The 20,860-nt window shown below is 59.2% G+C and carries 23 protein-coding genes; 5 read left to right on the top strand and 18 right to left on the bottom strand.

All coding sequences use genetic code 11. The features are described 5' to 3' along the window. Nucleotides 1-9: 9 nt before the first annotated feature. The 12 genes from tolA to BHC62_RS05540 form a co-directional block, all read right to left on the bottom strand. A complete protein-coding gene (gene tolA, locus BHC62_RS05485; protein WP_029300302.1) occupies nt 10-1,083 on the bottom strand; it encodes a cell envelope integrity protein TolA in 1,074 nt (357 codons plus the stop codon). Next, nucleotides 1,083-1,535 carry a protein TolR gene (gene tolR / locus BHC62_RS05490; RefSeq protein ID WP_162473200.1) on the bottom strand — a complete coding sequence of 151 codons (453 nt, stop codon included), beginning with the start codon at nt 1,533-1,535 and terminating at the stop codon, nt 1,083-1,085. The genes tolA and tolR overlap by 1 nt, the downstream gene beginning before the upstream one ends. Before the next feature lie 23 nt (nt 1,536-1,558). Continuing rightward, on the bottom strand, nt 1,559-2,254 hold the full coding sequence (gene tolQ / locus BHC62_RS05495; RefSeq protein ID WP_029300305.1) for a protein TolQ: 696 nt from the start codon (nt 2,252-2,254) through the stop codon (nt 1,559-1,561). A gap of 1 nt (nt 2,255) precedes the next feature. Continuing rightward, the gene (gene ybgC, locus BHC62_RS05500; protein WP_029300306.1) at nt 2,256-2,711 is read right to left on the bottom strand and encodes a tol-pal system-associated acyl-CoA thioesterase; all 456 of its coding nucleotides are present in this window, start codon (nt 2,709-2,711) and stop codon (nt 2,256-2,258) included. Nucleotides 2,712-2,849: 138 nt separating this feature from the next. Then, nucleotides 2,850-3,908, bottom strand: a complete 1,059-nt coding sequence (gene ruvB, locus BHC62_RS05505) for a Holliday junction branch migration DNA helicase RuvB (protein ID WP_029300308.1) — start codon at nt 3,906-3,908, stop codon at nt 2,850-2,852. After that, nucleotides 3,909-4,520 (bottom strand): Holliday junction branch migration protein RuvA, encoded by a 612-nt coding sequence (ruvA, locus tag BHC62_RS05510; RefSeq protein ID WP_029300310.1) that lies wholly within the window; start codon nt 4,518-4,520, stop codon nt 3,909-3,911. It abuts the gene before it with no gap. Nucleotides 4,521-4,583: 63 nt separating this feature from the next. After that, entirely contained in the window at nt 4,584-5,108 is a 525-nt protein-coding gene (ruvC, locus tag BHC62_RS05515) for a crossover junction endodeoxyribonuclease RuvC (RefSeq protein ID WP_005790910.1), read from the bottom strand. Nucleotides 5,109-5,248: 140 nt separating this feature from the next. Next, nucleotides 5,249-5,995: a YebC/PmpR family DNA-binding transcriptional regulator gene (locus tag BHC62_RS05520; protein WP_070994434.1), complete on the bottom strand. Its 747-nt coding sequence runs from the start codon at nt 5,993-5,995 to the stop codon at nt 5,249-5,251. A gap of 135 nt (nt 5,996-6,130) precedes the next feature. Beyond that, the gene (gene aspS, locus BHC62_RS05525) at nt 6,131-7,906 is read right to left on the bottom strand and encodes an aspartate--tRNA ligase (RefSeq protein ID WP_029300316.1); all 1,776 of its coding nucleotides are present in this window, start codon (nt 7,904-7,906) and stop codon (nt 6,131-6,133) included. A 110-nt stretch (nt 7,907-8,016) separates the two neighbouring features. Beyond that, nucleotides 8,017-8,238 (bottom strand): FmdB family zinc ribbon protein, encoded by a 222-nt coding sequence (locus tag BHC62_RS05530; RefSeq protein ID WP_029300317.1) that lies wholly within the window; start codon nt 8,236-8,238, stop codon nt 8,017-8,019. Between the two features lie 163 nt (nt 8,239-8,401). Then, nucleotides 8,402-8,752, bottom strand: coding sequence for a ribbon-helix-helix domain-containing protein (locus BHC62_RS05535; RefSeq protein ID WP_029300318.1), 351 nt, complete (start codon nt 8,750-8,752; stop codon nt 8,402-8,404). Nucleotides 8,753-8,944: 192 nt separating this feature from the next. Further along, a complete protein-coding gene (locus BHC62_RS05540) occupies nt 8,945-9,418 on the bottom strand; it encodes a Dps family protein (RefSeq protein ID WP_029300319.1) in 474 nt (157 codons plus the stop codon). Nucleotides 9,419-9,823: 405 nt separating this feature from the next. Between BHC62_RS05540 and BHC62_RS29200 the strand changes: the two genes are divergently transcribed. Next, nucleotides 9,824-10,426 (top strand): cold-shock protein, encoded by a 603-nt coding sequence (locus tag BHC62_RS29200; protein ID WP_029300321.1) that lies wholly within the window; start codon nt 9,824-9,826, stop codon nt 10,424-10,426. Nucleotides 10,427-10,507: 81 nt separating this feature from the next. Here BHC62_RS29200 and BHC62_RS05550 read toward each other — a convergent pair whose 3' ends face one another. Both BHC62_RS05550 and BHC62_RS05555 read right to left on the bottom strand, forming a co-directional pair. Continuing rightward, nucleotides 10,508-10,714, bottom strand: coding sequence for a SlyX family protein (locus BHC62_RS05550; RefSeq protein WP_029300323.1), 207 nt, complete (start codon nt 10,712-10,714; stop codon nt 10,508-10,510). A 3-nt stretch (nt 10,715-10,717) separates the two neighbouring features. Further along, the gene (locus tag BHC62_RS05555; RefSeq protein ID WP_029300324.1) at nt 10,718-11,143 is read right to left on the bottom strand and encodes an HIT domain-containing protein; all 426 of its coding nucleotides are present in this window, start codon (nt 11,141-11,143) and stop codon (nt 10,718-10,720) included. 728 nt (nt 11,144-11,871) lie between these two features. Between BHC62_RS05555 and BHC62_RS05560 the strand changes: the two genes are divergently transcribed. Next, the gene (locus tag BHC62_RS05560) at nt 11,872-13,167 is read left to right on the top strand and encodes an OprD family porin (RefSeq protein ID WP_029300325.1); all 1,296 of its coding nucleotides are present in this window, start codon (nt 11,872-11,874) and stop codon (nt 13,165-13,167) included. A gap of 174 nt (nt 13,168-13,341) precedes the next feature. Here the strand turns inward: BHC62_RS05560 and BHC62_RS05565 are convergent, their stop codons facing one another. Further along, nucleotides 13,342-14,184: a mechanosensitive ion channel family protein gene (locus tag BHC62_RS05565; RefSeq protein WP_029300326.1), complete on the bottom strand. Its 843-nt coding sequence runs from the start codon at nt 14,182-14,184 to the stop codon at nt 13,342-13,344. 127 nt (nt 14,185-14,311) lie between these two features. Next, complete coding sequence (locus BHC62_RS05570; RefSeq protein WP_029300327.1) at nt 14,312-14,797, bottom strand: YajQ family cyclic di-GMP-binding protein; 486 nt, start codon at nt 14,795-14,797, stop codon at nt 14,312-14,314. A 137-nt stretch (nt 14,798-14,934) separates the two neighbouring features. Between BHC62_RS05570 and BHC62_RS05575 the strand changes: the two genes are divergently transcribed. From BHC62_RS05575 to BHC62_RS05585, 3 genes are read left to right on the top strand one after another with little or no spacing between them, the layout of a single operon-like run. Then, nucleotides 14,935-15,852: a putative 2-dehydropantoate 2-reductase gene (locus BHC62_RS05575; RefSeq protein ID WP_070994435.1), complete on the top strand. Its 918-nt coding sequence runs from the start codon at nt 14,935-14,937 to the stop codon at nt 15,850-15,852. 46 nt (nt 15,853-15,898) lie between these two features. Continuing rightward, nucleotides 15,899-17,935 carry an ATP-binding protein gene (locus BHC62_RS05580; protein WP_070994436.1) on the top strand — a complete coding sequence of 679 codons (2,037 nt, stop codon included), beginning with the start codon at nt 15,899-15,901 and terminating at the stop codon, nt 17,933-17,935. A 2-nt stretch (nt 17,936-17,937) separates the two neighbouring features. Beyond that, complete coding sequence (locus tag BHC62_RS05585) at nt 17,938-18,516, top strand: cob(I)yrinic acid a,c-diamide adenosyltransferase (protein WP_070994437.1); 579 nt, start codon at nt 17,938-17,940, stop codon at nt 18,514-18,516. 115 nt (nt 18,517-18,631) lie between these two features. Here the strand turns inward: BHC62_RS05585 and BHC62_RS05590 are convergent, their stop codons facing one another. Next, entirely contained in the window at nt 18,632-19,576 is a 945-nt protein-coding gene (locus BHC62_RS05590) for a Nudix family hydrolase (protein WP_029295488.1), read from the bottom strand. A 58-nt stretch (nt 19,577-19,634) separates the two neighbouring features. After that, nucleotides 19,635-20,852, bottom strand: a complete 1,218-nt coding sequence (gene argJ / locus BHC62_RS05595) for a bifunctional glutamate N-acetyltransferase/amino-acid acetyltransferase ArgJ (protein ID WP_070994438.1) — start codon at nt 20,850-20,852, stop codon at nt 19,635-19,637. Nucleotides 20,853-20,860 lie beyond the last annotated feature (8 nt).

Raw genomic sequence — 20,860 nt, forward strand, 5'->3', positions numbered from 1 at the left:
GAAGGTTTCTCACAAGGCTAGATCCTCAGGTGTGAATGTCATCTTGAATGAACGATAGGGAGCGAAGTCGCTTGGTTTCATTCCCTGCATCTCGGTCAACCGGCCAATGTTCTTGACCGCTGCAACCGCTGAACTGTCGAACGAACCGTCGCCACTGGACTTGGCCACGCTGACCGAAGTCACCGTACCGTCCGGCAACATGCCGATCTGCAGCACCACTGTCATGCCTTTGCGTGCCGAAGGTGGACGTGTCCAGCCCTCTGCTGCCCGCGCCCGAATCAGGTCGTCGAAACTGCCCGCGACTTCATCACCACGTTCATCGGCCAAGGCTTGCTGACGTTGCGGCGTGTCGGAAAGCAAATCAGCCAAGGCCTGGGCCTTTTTATCTTCGGCGGATTTACGCGCTGCTTCCTGGGCCTTTTTCTTCGAGGCATCGGCGGCAGCTTTCTTCTTCGCGTCATCGGCGATTTTCTTCTTCGCCTCGTCTGCTTCAGCTTTTTTCTTGGCGTCTTCGGCGGCTTTCTTCTTCGCGTCTTCGACTATCTTCTTCTTGGCTTCTTCAGCGGCCTTTTTCTTGGCCTCTTCTTCAGCCGCTTTCTTGGCTTCTTCTTCAGATTTCTTCTTGGCTATATCAGCCAATTGTTTCTCTTCGGCTTTTTTAGCTTCGGCAGCTTTCTCGGCTTTCTTGGCTTCATCAGCCTTTTTCGCCTCGTCGGCCTTCTTGGCTTCGTCAGCCTTTTTCGATTCTTCGGCCTTTTGAGCCGCCTCGTCTTTCTTTTGTTCCGCAGCAGCCTTCACCGCTTCCTGCTCGACCTTCTTCTGTTCCATCTGTTCGACTTCAGTCTGGCGCGCAGCCGACTTCTGGGCCTCACCCGCAATCTTCTGATTGGTCTGGGTGGTGGCCTGACTCTTCGATTTCAGCTGATACAGGGTCGCCTGCACGATCGGCTTGGCTGGCGGCAGCTCCGGCGTCATGGCGAAGCTGACAAACAGCATGCCAAACACCAGAACGTGCAGGGCAATTGCCCAGACGCTAGGCCAGAAGAAGCTTTCCGAGGCGGACGGCTCTCGCTGTTGCTGCATCAGGGCGCCTCGGTAATCAAGCCAACATTACCGACCCCGGCCTTCTGCAGCCCGCCCATGGCGCCCATGACGGAGCCGTAGTCGACCGACTTGTCACCGCGGATGAACACCTGGGTGTGCTTGCCGCCTTCATTGCCGGCGCGGATGATCTTGGTCACCGCGTCGGTCATTTGCGGCAAGGTCATGGCCTTGTCCTGTTGCTTCTGGGTGTCGACTTCGCTGCCAAGGTTCCAGTAATAGGTCTTGTCAGCCTTGATCGAGATGGTCAGGACCTGGGTGTTGTTGTCCTGCGGCAAGGCTTCGCTGGAAACCTTGGGCAGATCAACCTTCACACCCTGATTGAGCATCGGCGCGGTCACCATGAAGATCACCAGCAGCACCAGCATCACGTCGATGTAAGGCACTACGTTCATCTCGGCGACCGGCTTGCGCTTTTTGCGAGCTCGAGCGATTAAAGCCATTGGGAATTACCTGCTTATTCTTCGCTGGTGTGCACTTTACGGTGCAGGATCGCCTGGAATTCATCGGCGAAGGTGTAGTAACGGCCAATCAGGGTTTCGCTGGTGGCGGCGAAACGGTTGTAGGCAATTACTGCGGGGATTGCAGCGAACAGGCCGATGGCAGTGGCGATCAGCGCTTCGGCGATACCCGGGGCCACGGTGGCCAGGGTCGCTTGCTGGGCCGTTGCCAGGCCACGGAAGGAGTTCATGATGCCCCATACGGTACCAAACAGGCCGATATACGGGCTGACCGACCCGACGGTAGCGAGGAACGGCAGGCTCTGTTCGAGCTTTTCTTCCTCACGGGAGATCGCGACGCGCATCGCACGGGCCACGCCTTCCATGACCGCTTCCGGGTCAACGCCGGACTGCTGACGCAGGCGGGAGAATTCCTTGAAACCGGCGCGGAAGATCTGTTCTACGCCCGAATCCGGGTCTGGGTTGCTGCCTGCCTGGCGATACAGCTTGGACAGGTCGATACCCGACCAGAAGCGCTCTTCGAAGCTCTCCAGGGCACGTCGACCGGCACGCAGCAGGTTGCTGCGCTGAAAAATCATGACCCATGAGGTAACCGATGCGGCTACCAGGGTCAGCATCACCAGTTGAACCACGACACTGGCATTGCTGACCAGGCTCCACATGGAGGAATGGTCGACGACGGTAGGTTCCACGCTAAATCTCCTGCTCTGATTGTTTACCGGCGCCGCTCACGCCGGCAAAGGCCGCACGTAAAGCTTCGGGAATGGCCCGGGGTTTCAAACTATTGGTGCGCACACACGCCACCAGGAACTGCCCCTCACAGAGCAGCGTTGCATCCGTTGCCCGCCTGACCTGCTGTTTAAAGCGCAGGCTGACACGGTTCAATTCGATTACTTCGGCGCTGACCAGCAACTCATCGTCCAGTCGCGCCGGCGCGTGGTAACGGGCCTCGCTGGAATGCACGACAAATAACAGGTCCTCCCCTGCAAGCTGGGATTGGGCAAAGCCCAGCTCCCGCAGCCGCTCGGTTCGAGCCCGTTCCATGAATTTCAGGTAGTTGACGTAATACACGATGCCGCCCGCATCGGTGTCCTCGTAATAAACGCGACAGCGATGTGCGAACGACTGATCCCCGTTTTGCGCGCGCATACTCTAGTGCTTACTCCTCAGGTTGCCAATCCGGCCAGGCAACTGTTTTTCATTCTCTGCAACATTTCTAACGAAAGAATGACGACGCCAGCCACTAGGACAGCACAAACGTCGAATAAATCGACTCGCCATGCCTTTTTAATCGTCCACTGCATCGAGGAATTCGTCTACCACAGGCATCTCCCCCAATCGTGACGGAATGTTTAGCCCGAAGTGCAAATACGCATGGCGCGTGACCACACGGCCCCTCGGTGTACGCATGATGTAACCCTGTTGAATCAAGTAAGGCTCCAAAACATCCTCGATGGTATGGCGCTCCTCACTGATGGCAGCGGCCAGGCTGTCCACGCCCACCGGCCCACCATCGAATTTTTCGATCATGGTCAACAGCAGGCGCCGGTCCTGATGATCGAAACCATGTTCATCGACGTCCAGCAGGTTCAGCGCTAGGTCGGCCACGGCCTTGGTGATATGCCCCTTGGCTCGCACTTCGGCAAAGTCCCGTACCCGACGCAGCAAACGGTTGGCGATCCGTGGCGTGCCACGGGCGCGCCGGGCAATCTCAAAGGCACCTTCCGGATCGAGCGGCAAGCCGAGAATCCCCGCCGAACGACTGACAATCGTCGCAAGGTCAGCAGTGCTATAGAACTCTAGACGTTGAACAATGCCGAAACGGTCTCGCAACGGGTTGGTCAGCATACCCGCACGGGTGGTGGCGCCAACCAGGGTGAACGGCGGCAGATCCAGCTTGATCGAGCGCGCAGCCGGCCCTTCGCCAATCATGATATCCAGCTGGAAGTCTTCCATAGCCGGGTACAGCACCTCTTCGACGATGGGCGATAACCGGTGGATTTCGTCGATGAACAGCACGTCATGGGGCTCAAGGTTGGTCAACAGCGCGGCCAGGTCGCCCGGGCGCTCCAACACCGGGCCGGAGGTGCTCTTGATCGACACCCCCATTTCCTGGGCGATGATATTGGCCAGGGTGGTCTTGCCCAACCCCGGCGGGCCGAAGATCAACGTGTGGTCCAGGGACTCGGCACGCCCGCGCGCCGCCTGGATGAACAACTCCATCTGCTCGCGCACGGTGGGTTGGCCGATGTAGTCGGCAAGGCTCAGGGGGCGAATGGCCCGATCCTGGACCTCTTCACGGTCGCGAGGGCCGGTGGCTGCAATCAGACGATCAGCTTCAATCACTTAAATCATTCCCTTCAGGGCTCGGCGGATCATGTCTTCGGCGCTCAGGTTCTTGTCCTTGATGGCTGACACTGCCTTGCTGGCTTCCTGGGGTTTGTAGCCCAGGGAAATCAGCGCATTGACGGCGTCGCTTTCGGCACTGGCAACCTGGGCAGCCGGCAGATCCGGCTGGTTGGGTACCAGGGCAAACATGCTTGGCACCACTTCCCAGGCCTTGAAGCGGTCCTTGAGCTCTACCAGCAGGCGTTCGGCGGTTTTCTTGCCGACCCCCGGCACCTTGGTCAGTGCCGAGGTGTCCTGGGCCGAAACGGCACGCACCAACTCGTCCACTTCCAGGCTCGACATCAATGCCAGGGCCAATTTCGGGCCGACACCATTGAGGCGGATCAGCTCGCGGAAGAAGTCCCGGTCGCGCTTGCCAATGAAACCATAGAGTAGTTGCGCGTCTTCGCGCACCACCAGATGGGTGTGCAAGGTTATCGGTTCACCGACCGACGGTAGGCGATACAGGGTGGTCATGGGCACTTCCAGCTCATACCCCAACCCGTTTACATCCAGAATCAGGTGCGGCGGCTGTTTCTCAGCCAGGGTGCCGCGCAAGCGTCCAATCACGGTTCAGATCCTTAAAGCTTGAGGTCAGATCGAGGCCCGACCATAACGATTGCGCTGATGCTATCAGAGACGCAGGCGCCCGCCACGACTGCGTGCCGTACCAAGGCCGTGGGGCAGCAGGCTGGAACGGGTGTGGGCATGGCAAATGGCGATGGCCAGCGCGTCAGAGGCATCGATCTGTGGTTTTGACGTGAGCTTGAGCATGTGCATGACCATCATCTGCACCTGCTCTTTATTGGCCGCACCGGTGCCGACCACGGCCTGCTTGACCTGGGTCGCGGTGTATTCGGCGATTTCCATACCCTCCTCCGCCCCGGCAACAATGGCTGCGCCACGGGCCTGGCCCAGCTTCAGGGCCGAGTCGGCGTTCTTGGCCATGAACACCTTTTCAATGCCCATGGTCACCGGCCCGTAGGTCTGGATCACTTCGCGCACGCCGCGATAGACAATCTGCAAGCGTTCGGCCAGCTCGCCAGCGCCGGTACGGATACACCCCGAGGCGACGTAGATGCAGCCACGCGGCGTCTGCTGCACCACGCCAAAGCCGGTGATGCGCGAACCGGGGTCGATACCTAGGATTAAAGTCATAACGCCTGCGGGTTTATGGGTACATAAGATCCAATGTGGGAGCGGGCTTGCCCGCGATAGCGGTGTTTCAGTCAGAAACTCTGTATCTGATAAACCGCTATCGCAGGCAAGCCAGCCCCCACATTAGATTTTCATCGCGCTTAAGTTAGCTGTTCGGCGACGGATTCCGGGATGTCGGCATTGGAATACACGTTCTGCACATCATCCAGGTCTTCAAGCATATCCAGCATCTTGAGCACCTTTTGCGCGCCATCCAGGTCCAGTTCGGCGCTGGTGGTCGGCAACATGACGATTTCCGCGTCGGTGCCCTTGAAGCCAGCAGCTTCCAAGGCGTTACGCACCGCGTAGAAGCCGGCAAACGAGGTAAACACGTCGATGGAGCCGTCTTCGTTGGTCACCACGTCGTCGGCATCCGCCTCCATCGCGGCTTCCATCAGCGCATCTTCATCCGTCCCCGGCGCGAAGCTAATCTGCCCCTTGCGCTCGAACAGATAGGCCACCGAACCATCCGTACCCAGGTTGCCGCCACACTTGCTGAACGCATGGCGTACGGCAGCTGCAGTGCGGTTGCGGTTGTCGGTCATGCACTCGACCATTACCGCGACACCGCCCGGGCCGTACCCTTCATAGGTCAGTTCGACCATATCGTCGGTATCCGCCGCACCCGCACCACGGGCCACGGCGCGGTCGATGATGTCGCGACTCATGTTGGCGCCCAGGGCCTTGTCCAACGCCAGGCGCAGGCGTGGGTTGGAGCCTGGGTCACCGCCGCCCTGGCGGGCTGCGACGGTCAGTTCGCGAATCCACTTGGTGAAGATCTTGCCTTTCTTGGCATCCTGACGCTCTTTGCGGTGCTTGATGTTCGCCCACTTGGAATGGCCAGCCATAACACAACTCCGAAATTCTCTAGAAACCTTTCAATCCCACCCCAGGCAGGATTTCCCTCTTTTAAACGCAAAGGCGCATCCGAAGATGCGCCTTTTTGACTGCGTACAACCTTATTGCGCTTTCACGCCGCAGCCTTACTCAGCCTTCGGCGCCTCGCGCAGACGGATGTGCAGCTCGCGCAGTGCCTTGGCATCCACCACACCTGGCGCCTGGGTCATGACGTCCGCAGCACTCTGGGTTTTCGGGAAGGCAATCACTTCACGGATCGACTGGGCACCGGTCATCAGCATCACCAGGCGGTCAAGGCCGAAGGCCAGGCCACCGTGGGGTGGAGCACCGTATTTCAGGGCGTCGAGCAGGAAGCCGAACTTCTCTTCCTGTTCCGCTTCGTTGATACCCAGCAGGCGGAAGACCGACTGTTGCATTTCTTTGCGGTGGATACGGATCGAACCGCCACCCAGCTCAGTGCCGTTGAGCACCATGTCGTAGGCACGGGACAGAGCGCCAGCCGGGTTGGCTTCCAGCTCTTGCGGCGTGCACTTGGGCGCGGTGAACGGGTGGTGCAGGGCGCTGAAGCTGCCGTCGTCGTTCTCTTCGAACATCGGGAAGTCGACGACCCACATCGGGGCCCACTTGCAGGTCAGCAGGTCGAGGTCGTGACCCAGCTTGATCCGCAGCGCGCCCAGGGCTTCGCTGACGATCTTGGCCTTGTCGGCGCCGAAGAACACGATATCGCCATCAACGGCACCGACGCGATCGAGGATCACATTGAGCTTGTCTTCCGGGATGTTCTTGACGATTGGCGACTGCAGGCCTTCAACACCCTTGGCACGCTCGTTGACCTTGATGTAAGCCAGGCCCTTGGCGCCGTAGATGCCGACGAACTTGGTGTAGTCGTCGATCTGCTTGCGCGGCATGCTCGCGCCGCCAGGCACACGCAGTGCGGCGATGCGGCATTTCGGGTCGTTGGCCGGACCGCTGAACACCTTGAAGTCGACTTCCTTGAGCTGATCGGCAACGTCGACCAGTTCCAGCGGGTTACGCAGGTCTGGCTTGTCGGAACCGTAGCGGCGCATGGCCTCTTCGAAGGTCATGTGCGGGAACTCGCCGAATTCCAGGTCCAGCACTTCCTTGAACAGGTTACGGATCATTTCTTCGGTCAGGCCCATGATCTCTTTTTCATCGAGGAAGCTGGTCTCGATGTCGATCTGGGTGAATTCAGGCTGGCGATCGGCGCGCAGGTCTTCGTCACGGAAGCACTTGGCGATCTGGTAGTAACGGTCGAAACCGGCAACCATCAGCAGTTGCTTGAACAGCTGCGGCGATTGCGGCAGGGCGAAGAAGCTACCGGCGTGGGTACGGCTCGGCACCAGGTAGTCACGTGCGCCTTCTGGCGTAGCGCGAGTCAGGATTGGCGTCTCGACGTCCAGGAAGCCATTCTCGTCGAGGAAGCGACGGATGCTGGTAGTCATGCGCGAACGCAGGCGCAGCTTCTCGGCCATTTCCGGGCGACGCAGGTCGAGGAAGCGATAACGCAGGCGGGTTTCTTCGCCAACGTCAGAGAACTCGTTGAGTGGGAACGGCGGGGTTTCCGACTCGTTCAGCACTTCCAGTTCGTAGCCCAGGACTTCGATCATGCCCGACGCCATGTTGGCGTTGGTGGCACCGGCCGGACGCAGGCGAACCTTGCCGGTGATTTTCACGACGTACTCGCTGCGCACGCGGTCGGCGGCGGCGAAGCTCTCGGCGCGATCCGGGTCGAATACCACCTGGGCCAGACCGTCACGATCACGGATATCGAGGAAAATCACCCCGCCATGGTCGCGGCGACGGTGAACCCATCCGCAAAGGGTGATTTCCTGACCTTCCAGGGTCTCGTTCAGTTGGCCGCAATAGTGGCTGCGCATCATGGTAGTGGTTTCACTTCTCGTAATTCGAAATTCGGTGGAGTTCCTGCTCGGGCACCGCACCTGTTGAGTCAGGCCACGGATAATGCAGGAGCTCGCGCGTAGAGTTCAACTCAGTCTGCTTTGTCGCCGCCCGCCAGATTCTTCTTGGCGCCGGTCTTGAAGTCGGTCTCGTACCAGCCGCTACCGCTCAAGCGAAAGCCCGGCATGGACAACATCTTTTTCAGCTCGGGCGCCCGGCAAGCGGGGCAATCGACCAACGGCGCGTCGCTGATCTTCTGAATGGCTTCCAATTGGTGACCACAGGAAGCGCATTGGTAATCGTACATGGGCATGGAGTATCTCGGCGATCACGTCACTGCTGCGCCACGCCCCGTACCAGCCGGGTGCGCAGCAAAGGGCGAGATTATATCCGTTAAATCGAGGCTGTGCAGCCGTAGCAACGTGCAGCGCACTATATAGAGAACCGCCCAGCCCCTGCACTACCGCGCAACCCGACTACATGAGGCCGGCCTGGCTTGTGGCCGATGCCTGCCCTTTGAGCGCATGAACCACACACACCACCCGGACCAGCCCGCTGAAATTCTTGACTCCGCCATAACGTAAATGCACTTCGCGATCCACGTACGACAGCAGCGCACTGATCGAGCAGGTATTGATCCTGGCAATCTCAGCAAGAATATTCCAATAGACTTCTTCAAGCCGCAGGCATGTCGAGAAACCATTTAATCGGACAGACCGCGACAATGGCCGCGCCAGCGCCATATCAAACCCTTTGACAAAGGGATCAATCTTGATCTTTTGAAAACCGGAAGTTTCCATCACACCATTACCCATACCACGCGACATACACTTGACACTCCCTTGCCAAACGGCTGTTGAATGAACTGCTCTTAGTTGCCGTTGAGCCTATAAAACATCAAGCAGCCACGAGCAGCCAGAAGACGGGGAGTCGGTGTGCGTAGGACAAGCCAACGTGAGTATCCGGAAGTGATCAGGCCAAGCCAGTGGCGCCTGCCAGGCACCACTGGCCCGTAGGGTTTATTTGCCTTCGAGCAGCGAGCGCAGCATCCAGGCGGTTTTCTCGTGGATCTGCATGCGCTGGGTCAGCAAGTCCGCGGTCGGCTCGTCGCTGACCTTATCAAGCAACGGGAAGATCCCGCGCGCCGTCCGGGTAACGGCTTCTTGCCCATCGACAAGTTGCTTGATCATGTTTTCAGCGCTGGGCACGCCTTCTTCTTCCTTGATCGAGGATAAACGGGCATAGATGGAATAAGCGCCCGGCGCAGGAAAGCCCAGGGCACGAATACGCTCGGCAATGGAGTCAACTGCCAGCGCCAGCTCGTTGTATTGCTCTTCAAACATCAAGTGCAATGTACGGAATTGCGGCCCCGTGACGTTCCAATGAAAGTTATGGGTTTTCAGATAAAGTACATAGGTATCTGAAAGCAGCCGTGAAAGTCCGTCAACAATGGATTTACGATCTTCTTCACTGATACCGATATCGATTGCCATGTCTATTCCCTTCAATTGATGAAAATTCATTGATCAGGTGCTTACCCACTCTAGCAAGAGTACCCGCCTTGCGCAGCCCTGACGCCGCAGCAGGCCTGCGGCAAATCGCCGTGTTACAGCGCGCGTAACCACGAGCGGCAGGGCGTGGCGTGGCAAAAAGCAGCCTGACCTGTCTAGGACAAGGGTTTGCCGCACAAATGCCATGATCTTCGCAACGCCTTGAAACGCTTGATTTGAGAAGGCACAGGCTTTGCTGTTAAATAGGCAGCGTGTCGCCACCGCTATTTCCTGCGGCAAGCGGCATAGGCTGATAACCGCGCACGTGCCCAACGCCTCCCATTGTTCAGAAGCGAACCGTGCCAGTCAGCTCTTCCTTGTGATCCGTCTTAACGTGAGTTAATCAAAATGTTGAAAATCGTCCACCTGCTAACGGGCGCTGCAGCTTTGCTGCTGTCCTTTATCCCGAGCCTGCAACCAGAAAGCCTGCCGTACCTGCAACAACACGACGCGCTGTACCTGGCTCTGTTCGGCCTTCTCAACCTGACGCTGGCGCCAGTGATTCCCTACTGGAACAAAGGCACACGCCATCAACTGCAAAACCTGGTCAGCGCATTGCTGGTACTGACTGTCGTCGTACAAACCCTCACCCTCCTGGCCCCCATGCCTGAAGTCGGCGGCCATCCAGCCATCCTGCTCAGCCTGGCCATCGCTGTGGTCGCTATCGTTCTTCACCTGGCCATCAGCTTCTACCGTTCGTCTGCTCCGGCCACTTCGCAAAACTACGACATGACCAACCGGGATACCGGGACCGTCAAGTGGTTCAACACCTCCAAAGGCTTCGGCTTTATTTCCCGGGACTCGGGCGACGATATCTTCGTCCACTTCCGGGCTATTCGCGGTGAAGGCCATCGCGTTCTGGTAGAAGGCCAGCGCGTGGAGTTTTCCGTCATGAACCGTGACAAAGGCCTGCAAGCTGAAGACGTGATCGCCGCCCTGCCCCGTCGCTGATTCAGACCAGGCCCGAAAAAAAACCGCGATGCAGTTGAAACTGCATCGCGGTTTTTTATGGCCGCAAGTTTTCCCCAGCCCTCAATAATGAGGCGGCGGCGCCTCCTCCTCGGAGGATTCGAACTGCCCGCCCATTTCTTCCTGACGCTTGAGCAAGGCAGCCATCTGCAATTGCAGGCGCTCTACCGCACGCTGCTGGGCAACCAGGATGTCATTCAATGTCTCGATGGTGTCGTCCTGGAAAGCCAGGCGGCTCTCAAGGTCCATCACGCGGTCTTGCAGGTCCATGGTTCAATCCTGGGCAAAAGTGAATTCGGGCGGCATCAACTCCCGCAGGCGGGCTCGAATCAGCGCTACCTGGTCGTCGGAATAAGGTACCGCCGGGTGCCTGCCCCAGACCGGTGCGGGCCAGGCCGCATCGTCGCGCTTGCGCACAATCACGTGCACATGCAGCTGGTTGACCACGTTACCGAGCGCACCGATGTTCATCTTATCGGCGCCGAATCCGTCATTGAGCAGTTGCGCCAACGTGGTGGTTTCGTGCCACAACCGGGACTGGTCGCCAGCATCGAGCTGGAACACTTCGCTGATACCGGCAATGCGCGGCACCAGGATAAGCCAGAGGTAGTTAGAGTCGTTGGACAGCAGCAGCCGGCACAGGGGGAATTCCCCGATGGGCAAGGTGTCGTTTTGCAGACGTGGATCCAAGGCGAACACCGCAGGCACTCCGTTCGGCTAGTCAGTTTCAGGCGCCCAGCATACCTGCGAATGACGGCTGCTTCACGGGGCAATCGCCCCACACCCCATGGGCAATCTGCCGACCGCAAGCCAACGCACCAAAATGAGTCTTTTATGCCCCGCATCGGGCAGGGCCTATCCGCCGATTACTCACTGCGCAGGGTGAACCGGTAACATTTCTGACGGAAACGTATTTTCACCCGTTCGAAATCCCGCACAACCAACGCCCCGAATTCCAAAAAAAACCACGCAAAAGCCCCGCATCCAGGCGGTTTTCACAGACTCACCACATTTTTCACGAAAAAATGACATCTGCCTGGCAGTTTGAGCACGCTTGTTGCATTCACTCCCATATCGTCGACAACGGCACCTGCCAGGAAGGCGGTGTTTCACGATAAAAAGAACAGTGAGTCAATACACAAACAGGAAGTTTTAAAACTTTGAACAGGGTACTTTGCACCTCTGTCCAGGGTATTAAAAACAGTATTGAAGTTGTCAGTCTGGCTACAAACAGACTGTAGATTTGCGACATGGATCTAGCAATTTACGACAGCCTCGTAAAGAAGCTGAAAGGACAGATGTGCAAGTATCGCCAATTATTGCCAGCGTGCTATAAGTTTGCGCTGTCACAAAAAAGAAAGAGCCGCCCAGACAAAAATACAGGTGGGACGGCAGTACTCTTCCTAAAACCAAAGGAGCAAATCACGATGCGCGTGATGAAGTGGAGCATGATCGCCCTCGCTGTTTCAGCAGGCACCTCACAGTTCGCAATGGCGTCCGCCCAAGATGATGCCAAGGGCTTTGTCGAAGACAGTACGTTCAGCATCAATACCCGCACCCTGTACTTCAGCCGAGATAACCGCAACAACAAGTCGGGTACGAGCTACACCCGGGAAACCGGCCTGGGCTTCAACGGTTTGTACCAGTCGGGTTTCACCCAGGGCACCATCGGTGTGGGTGTTGACGTTATCGGCCTGCTGGGCGTGAAACTGGACAGCGGCAGAGGCCGTAATGGCACCGGCCTGTTCCCGGAAGGTTCGGATGGCCGCTCAGAGGATGAATACTCCAAGGGCGGCGGCGCCATCAAGTTCCGCCTCTCCAATACCGTGCTGAAAGTCGGCGACCAGTACACCACCGCACCGGTATTCGCATCCGACGACAGTCGCTTGCTGCCAGAGCTGCCACAAGGTATCTCGATCGTCAGTAACGAGATCAAGGACCTCAAGCTGGAAGCCGGCCACTTCACTTCCAGCGTTGCCCAGGCGCAAACCTTCAAGGACAGTATCCTCGACTTCCCTGAAACCTCCCGAGGCATCAAGCAAGCCAATTTCGTGGGCGGCACCTACGGTTGGACGCCTGAGTTCACCACCAGCCTCTACTACTCGAAAGTCGAAGACTACTGGCGCAAATACTACGCCAACGTCAACTGGACCCACGCCCTTAGCGATGACCAGTCGGTGGCCGTAGACTTCAACATCTACGACACCAAGAGCGACGGAGCCGGCCTGCAACGCGCCTTCAAAGACGACGTTACCAAACTCGACAACCGCGCGTTCAGCTTGCAGGGTGCCTACACCATCGGTGCACACACCTTCACCCTGGCTGCACAGAAGGTTACCGGTGACGGCGATTACGGCTACGGCATCGATGGCGGCGGTACAGTGTTCCTGGCCAACTCCGTGGCCCGTTCCGACTTCAACGCCGAAGGCGAGAAATCCTTCAAGGCCCGTTATGACCTCGACATGGCCACCTTCGGCGTACCTGGCCTGAGCTTCCTGGCTGCGTACGTCACTGGTAGCGGCGCCAACACCGCCCTGACCTCGAACGGCAAAGAGTGGGAACGCGACCTCGAAGCCAAGTACGTGATCCAGAGCGGCCCGGCCAAAGACCTGAGCCTGCGTATTCGCCAAGCGACTTATCGTTCGTCTGACGGTGTTTACTACGGTTCTTCGTCCATCGACGAACTGCGTTTGATTGCGCAATACCCGCTGAACATCTTGTAATCAAAGATGCCCGAGGGCTTCGGCTCTTAATGAAAAAGCCGCTCACTTTTAACCAGTGAGCGGCTTTTTTATTACACTTTTATTTCTGCGACCTTGATAACTAGCAAGCTAACTATCAAGTTTATTGCCGAGACGAAACCTGACTCTTCAGCCAAGTTAAATCCCTGTACCCGTTTATTTGGCAGGCGCGTCTTGCATCACGCGAATAACACGCTGCGGGAATGGGATATCAATTCCAGCCGCTTTCAAACGGTCACGCGCCAGTTCATTGAACATGAACATCACATCCCAATAATCCGCCGTCTTGGTCCATACGCGCAGGGAAACAGTGATTGAACTGTCGCCCAGGGTCGAAACCACAGCGACCGGCTCTGGGTCCGCCAGAACCCGTGGGTCCTTGGCCAGTTCCAGCAGTACTGCGCGGGCTTTCTGCAGGTCGGCTTCGTAGTCGACACCCACATCAAACACCACCTTGCGGGTTGGCTGGCGGTTGGTGTTGGTGATGATGCCGTTGGACAAGATGCCGTTAGGCACGATGACCGTCTTGTTGTCGCCGGTACGGATCACCGTGTGGAAGATCTGGATGCTATCGACGGTACCCGCCGTGCCCTGGGCTTCGATCCAGTCACCGATACGGAACGGACGGAACAGCAGGATCAGCACGCCACCGGCAAAGTTGGCCAGGCTGCCTTGCAACGCCAGGCCAATGGCCAGGGTCGCGGCACCAATCGCGGCAACAAACGAAGTGGTTTCGACGCCAATCATTGAGGCCACGCTGACGATCAGCATCACCTTGAGCACGATGTTCGCAAGGCTGGTCACGAAGCCCTGCAACGCCAGGTCGGCATTGCGCAGGGCCAGCAGGCGCCCAACCTTGTGGGTCAGCTTGTTGATCAGCCACCAGCCAATGGCCAGGGTCAATACCGCCAGCAGCACCCGGCTGCCGTATTCCATGATCATAGGGACCCAGGCTTGGGAAGCCTTGATCAAATGATCCACTTCAGCATTCAAGTCCATCTAGATTCTCCTGTTTACCACTGCATATATAGGTCGCCACAGCAATTGAGCCCCGAAGGGCTCAATCGTTTCTGCAGGTGCTGGGGCGTGGGACGTCGAAAAGCCCCGCGGGTTCCCCAAAACCGGGTCAGTCGCGGAAGTTATTGAACTGCAGCGGCATATCGAAGGTCTTGGCGCGCAGGGCGGCAATCGCGTCCTGCAAGTCGTCGCGCTTCTTGCCGGTGATACGCACCTGCTCGCCCTGGATCGCGGCCTGGACCTTGAGTTTGGCATCCTTGACATGAGCGACGATTTTCTTCGCCAGCTCCTTGTCGATACCTTCCTTGAGCACCGCTTCCTGCTTCATCAACTTGCCCGACGCATAGGCCTCCTTGACTTCAAGGCACTGCACATCGATCTTGCGCTTGACCAGGGCCAGCTTGAGGATCTCGATCATCGCTTCCAGTTGGAAGTCCGCTTCAGCGGTCAGGTTGACCGTCAGTTCCTTTTCCTTGAACTCGAAGCTGCCTTTGCCTTTCAAGTCATAACGACGGTCCAGCTCCTTGACGGCGTTCTCGACGGCGTTGGTGACTTCGTGCTTGTCCAGTTCAGATACCACGTCGAACGACGGCATGTAGTTTCTCCAATAAAAAAGGGGCGCGGCTCAGTAGAGATGGAGCGCGCCTGGCTTGCGGGTAAAATGCCGGGGCATTATAACGATTCTTTACCCTGAGCTGCTTGGCTCACCCAAAGGCCGACGGAGCAAAATTGATGTCCACCACCTGGCATGTCCTCGGCGCCGGCAGTCTCGGTACGTTATGGGCCGCACGCCTGGCCCGCGCAGGCTTGCCTGTCACACTGATCCTGCGCGACCAGGCACGCTTGGCCCGCTATCGGACAACGCCCGGGCTGACGTTGATCGAGCAGGGGCATGCCCAGTCGTACCCGGTTAGTGCACAAACATCCGACAGCCCCGAGCCGATTGATCGCCTGCTGGTCGCGTGTAAAGCCTACGACGCACCTGGCGCCGTCGCACAGCTAGCCCGACGCCTGACACCCAATGCCGAGGTGATCCTGCTGCAGAATGGCCTGGGCAGCCAGGATGCGGTTGCTACGCAACTGCCCCAGGCCCGGTGTATCTTCGCCTCCAGCACCGAGGGTGCGTTTCGCCAGAGCGATGGCAGTGTGGTTTTCGCCGGCCATGGCTTTACCTGGCTCGGTGACACTACCCATCCCACGGCGCCGCTGTGGCTGGACGACTTGGAGGCCGCCGGCATTCCCCACCAGTGGAGCACCGATATCCTCACGCGCCTCTGGCGAAAACTGGCACTCAACTGTGCGATCAATCCACTGACCGTGCTCTATCAATGCCGCAATGGCGGGCTACAGCAGCACCAATGCGAAGTAGCGACCCTGTGTACCGAACTCGCCGAACTGCTGGAGTACTGCGGCCAGCCAGCGGCGGCGCAGGACCTGCAGACCGAAGTGGCGCGGGTGATCCAGGCGACGGCAGCGAATTTTTCGTCGATGTACCAGGATGTGGCTGGCGGCCGACGCACTGAAATCCGCTACCTGCTCGGCCATGCCTGCCAGGCGGCCTTGCGCCATCGCCTGAGCCTGCCGCACCTGCAACAACTGCATGTGCGCCTGGCCGGTTACCTGGACGCACGCGGATTGCCCAGCGACTGAAGCACGCGCTACCCTGCCCACTTGATCCTTGCCTGCGAACAACCTGATGCCACTGCGCCAGCGTCTCGAAAATCTCCCCGTTGGGCAGAAACTGCTGGCGGCCCTGCTGGTACTGCTGACCACCGTGCTGCTGGTGGCCAACCTGACCTTTATCAGCGCCGCCTACTGGATCTCCCAGGAAAGCATGGCCCCCCAGGCCCTGCAGGCAATTGGCCGACTGGTTTCCAATCCGGCCCTCGCCGCGCAAGCCCTGGACTCTCCCGCCAAGGCCGATGCCCTGCTCAACGAGCTGACCAGTTACTCGCCACTGCGCGCGGCGGCCCTCTACGACGGCGAAGGCAGCCGCCTGGCGCAGTTGCAACACGGTGACCGCCTGCAATTGCCGGCGCACTATCGTGACATCGAAGCCTGGCGGGTCACCGAGTTTCGCAGCAATCAAATCATCACCCTGCCCCGCCCCGGCCTGCCCTCGGGGCACCTGCTGCTGGTGGCCAGCAGCGAACTGCCGGTGGCCTTCTACACCGGCACCCTGACCGCCAGCCTCGGCATCCTGGTTTTCAGCATCCTGCTGTGGATGGTGATCGCCCGGCAGATCAAGCGCCTGATTACCCGGCCCATCCACGAGTTGGAAGAGTTGTCGCGCCAGGTCACCCGCGAGGAGAACTACGCGTTGCGGGCCGGTCGCGGCAACCATGACGAAATCGGCAGCCTGGCCGAAGCGTTCAATACCATGCTGTCACGCATCGAAGCCCGCGAGCAGCAACTCAAGCGCGCGCGGGACGACTCCCAGGCCGCCTATGACCAGGCCCAGGGCCTGGCCGAGGAAACGCGCCATACCAACCGCAAGCTGGAACTGGAAGTCCAGGTGCGCAGCAAAATCGAGAAAAAACTCACCGGGTTCCAGAATTATCTCAACAGCATCATCGACTCCATGCCCTCTGCCTTGATCGCCCTGGACGAGCAGCTTTACGTTACCCAATGGAACCAGGAAGCCAGCGCCCTTTCCGGCACACGCCTGGACCAAGCGCTGAACCAGCCAATCTTCCTCGCCTTCGAACCGCTCAAGCCCTACCTGCCCCAACTCAAGGCCACGGTGGAGCAACATACGGTGGAGCGCATCGAGCGCGTCACCTGGATCAAGGACGACGAGCCCAAGCACTACGCCCTGACCTTTTACCCGCTGATGGGCGGTGCCGGGCGCGGGGTGGTGATCCGCATCGATGACATCACCCAGCGCCTGTCCCTGGAAGAAATGATGGTGCAGTCAGAGAAGATGCTGTCCGTCGGCGGGCTGGCCGCCGGCATGGCCCACGAAATCAACAACCCCCTGGGGGCGATCCTGCACAACGTGCAGAACATCCGCCGACGCCTATCGACGGAGCTGCCGAAAAACCTGGAGCACGCCGAGCAGGTGGGCGTGGAACTGGAAACGGTGAACCGTTACCTGCAAAGCCGCGAGGTGCCGCAATTGCTCGACGGTATCCAGCAAGCCGGGGCCCGCGCGGCGAAAATCGTCACCCATATGCTCAGTTTCAGCCGCCGCAGCAACCGCCAGATGGCGCCTTGCGACCTGCCAGCCCTGATCGATCAGGCCGTGGAGATCGCCGGTAATGACTTCGACCTGGCGATCGGCTTCGACTTCAAGGGCCAGGCGATCATTCGCCAGTTCGACCCAGCGCTGGGCCCGGTGCCCGGCACCGCCAACGAGCTGGAGCAGGTACTGCTCAACCTGCTGAAAAACGCCGCCCAGGCCATCCACCTGCGCGAAGACGACAGCGAGCCAGGGCGCATCATCCTGCGCACCCGGCTCAACCCGCCCTGGGCCGAGATCCAGGTGGAAGACAATGGCATCGGCATGAGTGAGAGCGTACGTAAACGCACGTTCGAGCCGTTCTTCACCACCAAGGAAATCGGCCAGGGCACGGGGCTGGGCTTGTCGGTCTCGTACTTCATCATCACCAACAATCACAAGGGCCAGATGGAGGTTCACTCCACCCTGGGCCAGGGCACCTGCTTTACCTTGCGCCTGCCGTTGGCCGGCAGCCAGCTTGCCCCCCTCGAACTGACTCAACTGGAGCACTGACCATGGGCTTTCGCCTGTCGAAAATTTACACCCGTACCGGCGACAAAGGCGAAACCGGCCTGGGTGACGGTCGCCGCGTGCCCAAGGATCACCCCCGGGTGGAAGCCATCGGCGAAGTGGACAGCCTCAACAGCCAATTGGGCCTGCTGTTGGCCGGGCTCGAGGAGCAAAGCGGCCAGCATCCTGCGTTGAAGGATGTGGTCGAGGTCCTGACACCTTGCCAGCACCGACTGTTTGACCTGGGTGGCGAGTTGGCAATGCCGGTCTACAAGGCACTGAATGCAGGCGAAGTGGACCGCTTGGAAGCCGCGATCGATCGCTGGAATGAAGAGGTAGGGCCTTTGGAAAACTTCATCCTGCCCGGCGGTTCGGCACTGATCGCCCAGGCCCACGTATGCCGCAGCCTGGCCCGCAGCGCCGAGCGCCGCTGCCAGCAGTTGAATGCACTGGAGCCGTTGGAAGGCGTGGGATTGGCGTATATCAATCGGCTATCGGATTTACTGTTTGTCGCAGCGCGAGTAATTGCCAGGCGCCAGGGGGTTGCGGAGATTTTGTGGCAGGCGGCAGCTAAGCCGCACTGAGGTTTTGTAGAGCTTTATCGGGCCTCATCGCAGGCAAGCCAGCTCCCACACTTGAGCGGTGAATACATTCAAATGTGGGAGCTGGCTTGCCTGCGATGGGGCCATCACTGACGACTCAAACCTCAGGCCAGAACGCCCGAATCCCCGCCACACCCTGCGCTCCGTTCTGCCAGGCCTTCTCCCGCTCGTCAGGCCCAACCCCACCCAACAGAAACACAGGCTTGCTGAAGCCCTTGATCAACTGCGCGGCCTCTTCCCAACCCAATGGTTGAGCATCAGGATGAGTTTGGGTCGGCTGCACCGGCGACAAAGTGACAAAGTCCACGTCCATCAATTCGGCCAATGCCAGCTCCTCGGCATTGTGGCAAGACGCTGCCAACCAGCGATCCTTGGGCAATGGCCGGCCTTTGCTGGCGTATTTGCGCAGTTGCGCCGAAGTCATGTGCCAGCCCGCCGCCGGGAAATCACCGAGCCATTCAAACGGCCCCTTGAGCATCAACTGTGCCTTGCCGGCACACAACCCCACGGCATCCACCGCCAGGTCGCGGTACTTGGGGTCATAGCCATTGGGTGCGCGCAATTGGATCAGCTTGATGCCACCGGCAATGGCTTTCTGAATACCGCGCAACAACACTGGGGTTTCCAGTTCACCTGGGGTGATCAGGTAGTCAGCGGGCAAGCGCGCGGCAGCGACGATTGGCGCGTTGGCAGCTGGAAACTCGTAGTTCTGCAAGTCCCGTGGCGCCACCCATTCGAGGGGTTGCCCTTCTGCGCCATGGGGCTCGCCGGTAAACGCCGAGACCTCCCAGACATCCAGCAACACCTGCTTGTCCGGGTAATCATGCTGCACCTGGATCAACGGCCGCGCCGTGGTGACCTGGATACCCAGTTCCTCCTGCAGCTCTCGGCCCAGTGCGGTGAAAACCGATTCATCGGCCTCCACCTTGCCTCCGGGAAATTCCCAGAGGCCGCCCTGGTGCTGGGTATCTGCACGACGCGCCAGCAAAATCCGGCCATCGATACCGCGAATAACTGCGGCTGCTACATGAACTCGTTTCACGGTATTACGTCCTCTAAGCCGGCGTCTGCCGGGGCATTGCCAATGCCCCGGGCAGGTATCAAGTGCGGTATTCGGCGTTGATTTTCACGTATTCGTGGGACAGGTCGGTGGTCCAGATGGTTTCGCTGCACTCACCGCGTCCCAGTTCGATGCGGATGGTGATTTCTTCCTGCTGCATCACCGCCGAGCCCTGGGCTTCGGTGTAGGTTTCGGCACGGGCGCCACGGCTGGCGATGCACACATCACCGAGGAACACGTCGATCTTGCTCACGTCCAGGTTCGGCACGCCGGCACGACCCACCGCTGCGAGGATCCGGCCCCAGTTCGGGTCGGAGGCAAACAGCGCGGTCTTGATCAGCGGCGAGTGGGCCACGGTGTAGCCGACATCCAGGCACTCCTGGTGATTGCCGCCGCCATTGACTTCAACGGTGACGAACTTGGTCGCGCCTTCGCCATCACGCACGATGGCCTGGGCCACTTCCATGCACACTTCAAATACCGCCTGCTTCAACGCCGCGAACAGCGGGCCGTTGGAGGAGGTGATTTCCGGCAGGTTGGCTTTACCAGTGGCAATCAACATGCAGCAGTCGTTGGTCGAAGTGTCGCCGTCGATGGTGATGCGGTTGAACGACTTGTTGGCGCCATCGAGCATCAGGTTCTGCAGCACATCGCGGGAGACTTTGGCGTCAGTGGCGATGTAGCCGAGCATGGTCGCCATGTTCGGGCGGATCATGCCCGCACCTTTGCTGATGCCGGTCACGGTGACAGTCACGCCTTCATGCATGAACTGGCGGCTGGCGCCCTTGGGCAGAGTGTCGGTGGTCATGATCCCGGTGGCCGCGGCCGCCCAGTTATCCACCGACAGGTCGTCCAGCGCGGCCTGCAGGGCGCCTTCGATTTTTTCCACGGGCAACGGCTCGCCGATCACCCCGGTGGAGTACGGCAGCACCTGGCTGGCGTCCACCCCGGTCAACTCCGCCAGCTTGGCGCAAGTGCGCGCAGCCGCAGCCAGGCCAGGCTCGCCGGTACCGGCGTTGGCATTGCCGGTGTTGGTCAGCAAGTAGCGCACCGGGCCTTCGACACGTTGCTTGGCGAGGATCACGGGGGCTGCGCAAAACGCGTTCAGGGTGAACACGCCAGCGATGGTCGAGCCTTCGGCACAGCGCATCACTACCACGTCCTTGCGCCCGGGGCGCTTGATACCGGCCGAAGCGATACCGAGTTCAAAACCGGCAACCGGGTGCAACGTGGGCAAAGGACCAAGACCAACAGCCATGAATGCGC

The sequence above is a fragment of the Pseudomonas sp. 06C 126 genome (assembly GCF_001855215.1).
GTDB lineage: Bacteria > Pseudomonadota > Gammaproteobacteria > Pseudomonadales > Pseudomonadaceae > Aquipseudomonas > Aquipseudomonas proteolytica.

Excerpts from the sequence above, each read along its gene's own strand:
- ybgC (WP_029300306.1), bottom strand. The coding sequence starts at position 2,711 with ATGCGCGCGCAAAACGGGGATCAGTCGTTCGCACATCGCTGTCGCGTT.
- BHC62_RS05565 (WP_029300326.1), bottom strand. The coding sequence starts at position 14,184 with ATGGACTTGAATGCTGAAGTGGATCATTTGATCAAGGCTTCCCAAGCC.
- BHC62_RS05585 (WP_070994437.1), top strand. The coding sequence starts at position 17,938 with ATGGGCTTTCGCCTGTCGAAAATTTACACCCGTACCGGCGACAAAGGC.
- tolA (WP_029300302.1), bottom strand. The coding sequence starts at position 1,083 with ATGCAGCAACAGCGAGAGCCGTCCGCCTCGGAAAGCTTCTTCTGGCCT.
- BHC62_RS05550 (WP_029300323.1), bottom strand. The coding sequence starts at position 10,714 with ATGGACCTGCAAGACCGCGTGATGGACCTTGAGAGCCGCCTGGCTTTC.
- BHC62_RS05560 (WP_029300325.1), top strand. The coding sequence starts at position 11,872 with ATGCGCGTGATGAAGTGGAGCATGATCGCCCTCGCTGTTTCAGCAGGC.
- BHC62_RS05530 (WP_029300317.1), bottom strand. The coding sequence starts at position 8,238 with ATGCCCATGTACGATTACCAATGCGCTTCCTGTGGTCACCAATTGGAA.
- BHC62_RS29200 (WP_029300321.1), top strand. The coding sequence starts at position 9,824 with ATGTTGAAAATCGTCCACCTGCTAACGGGCGCTGCAGCTTTGCTGCTG.
- BHC62_RS05575 (WP_070994435.1), top strand. The coding sequence starts at position 14,935 with ATGTCCACCACCTGGCATGTCCTCGGCGCCGGCAGTCTCGGTACGTTA.
- BHC62_RS05535 (WP_029300318.1), bottom strand. The coding sequence starts at position 8,752 with ATGTCGCGTGGTATGGGTAATGGTGTGATGGAAACTTCCGGTTTTCAA.
- BHC62_RS05580 (WP_070994436.1), top strand. The coding sequence starts at position 15,899 with ATGCCACTGCGCCAGCGTCTCGAAAATCTCCCCGTTGGGCAGAAACTG.
- argJ (WP_070994438.1), bottom strand. The coding sequence starts at position 20,852 with ATGGCTGTTGGTCTTGGTCCTTTGCCCACGTTGCACCCGGTTGCCGGT.
- BHC62_RS05520 (WP_070994434.1), bottom strand. The coding sequence starts at position 5,995 with ATGGCTGGCCATTCCAAGTGGGCGAACATCAAGCACCGCAAAGAGCGT.
- aspS (WP_029300316.1), bottom strand. The coding sequence starts at position 7,906 with ATGATGCGCAGCCACTATTGCGGCCAACTGAACGAGACCCTGGAAGGT.
- BHC62_RS05570 (WP_029300327.1), bottom strand. The coding sequence starts at position 14,797 with ATGCCGTCGTTCGACGTGGTATCTGAACTGGACAAGCACGAAGTCACC.
- BHC62_RS05540 (WP_029300319.1), bottom strand. The coding sequence starts at position 9,418 with ATGGCAATCGATATCGGTATCAGTGAAGAAGATCGTAAATCCATTGTT.
- ruvC (WP_005790910.1), bottom strand. The coding sequence starts at position 5,108 with ATGACTTTAATCCTAGGTATCGACCCCGGTTCGCGCATCACCGGCTTT.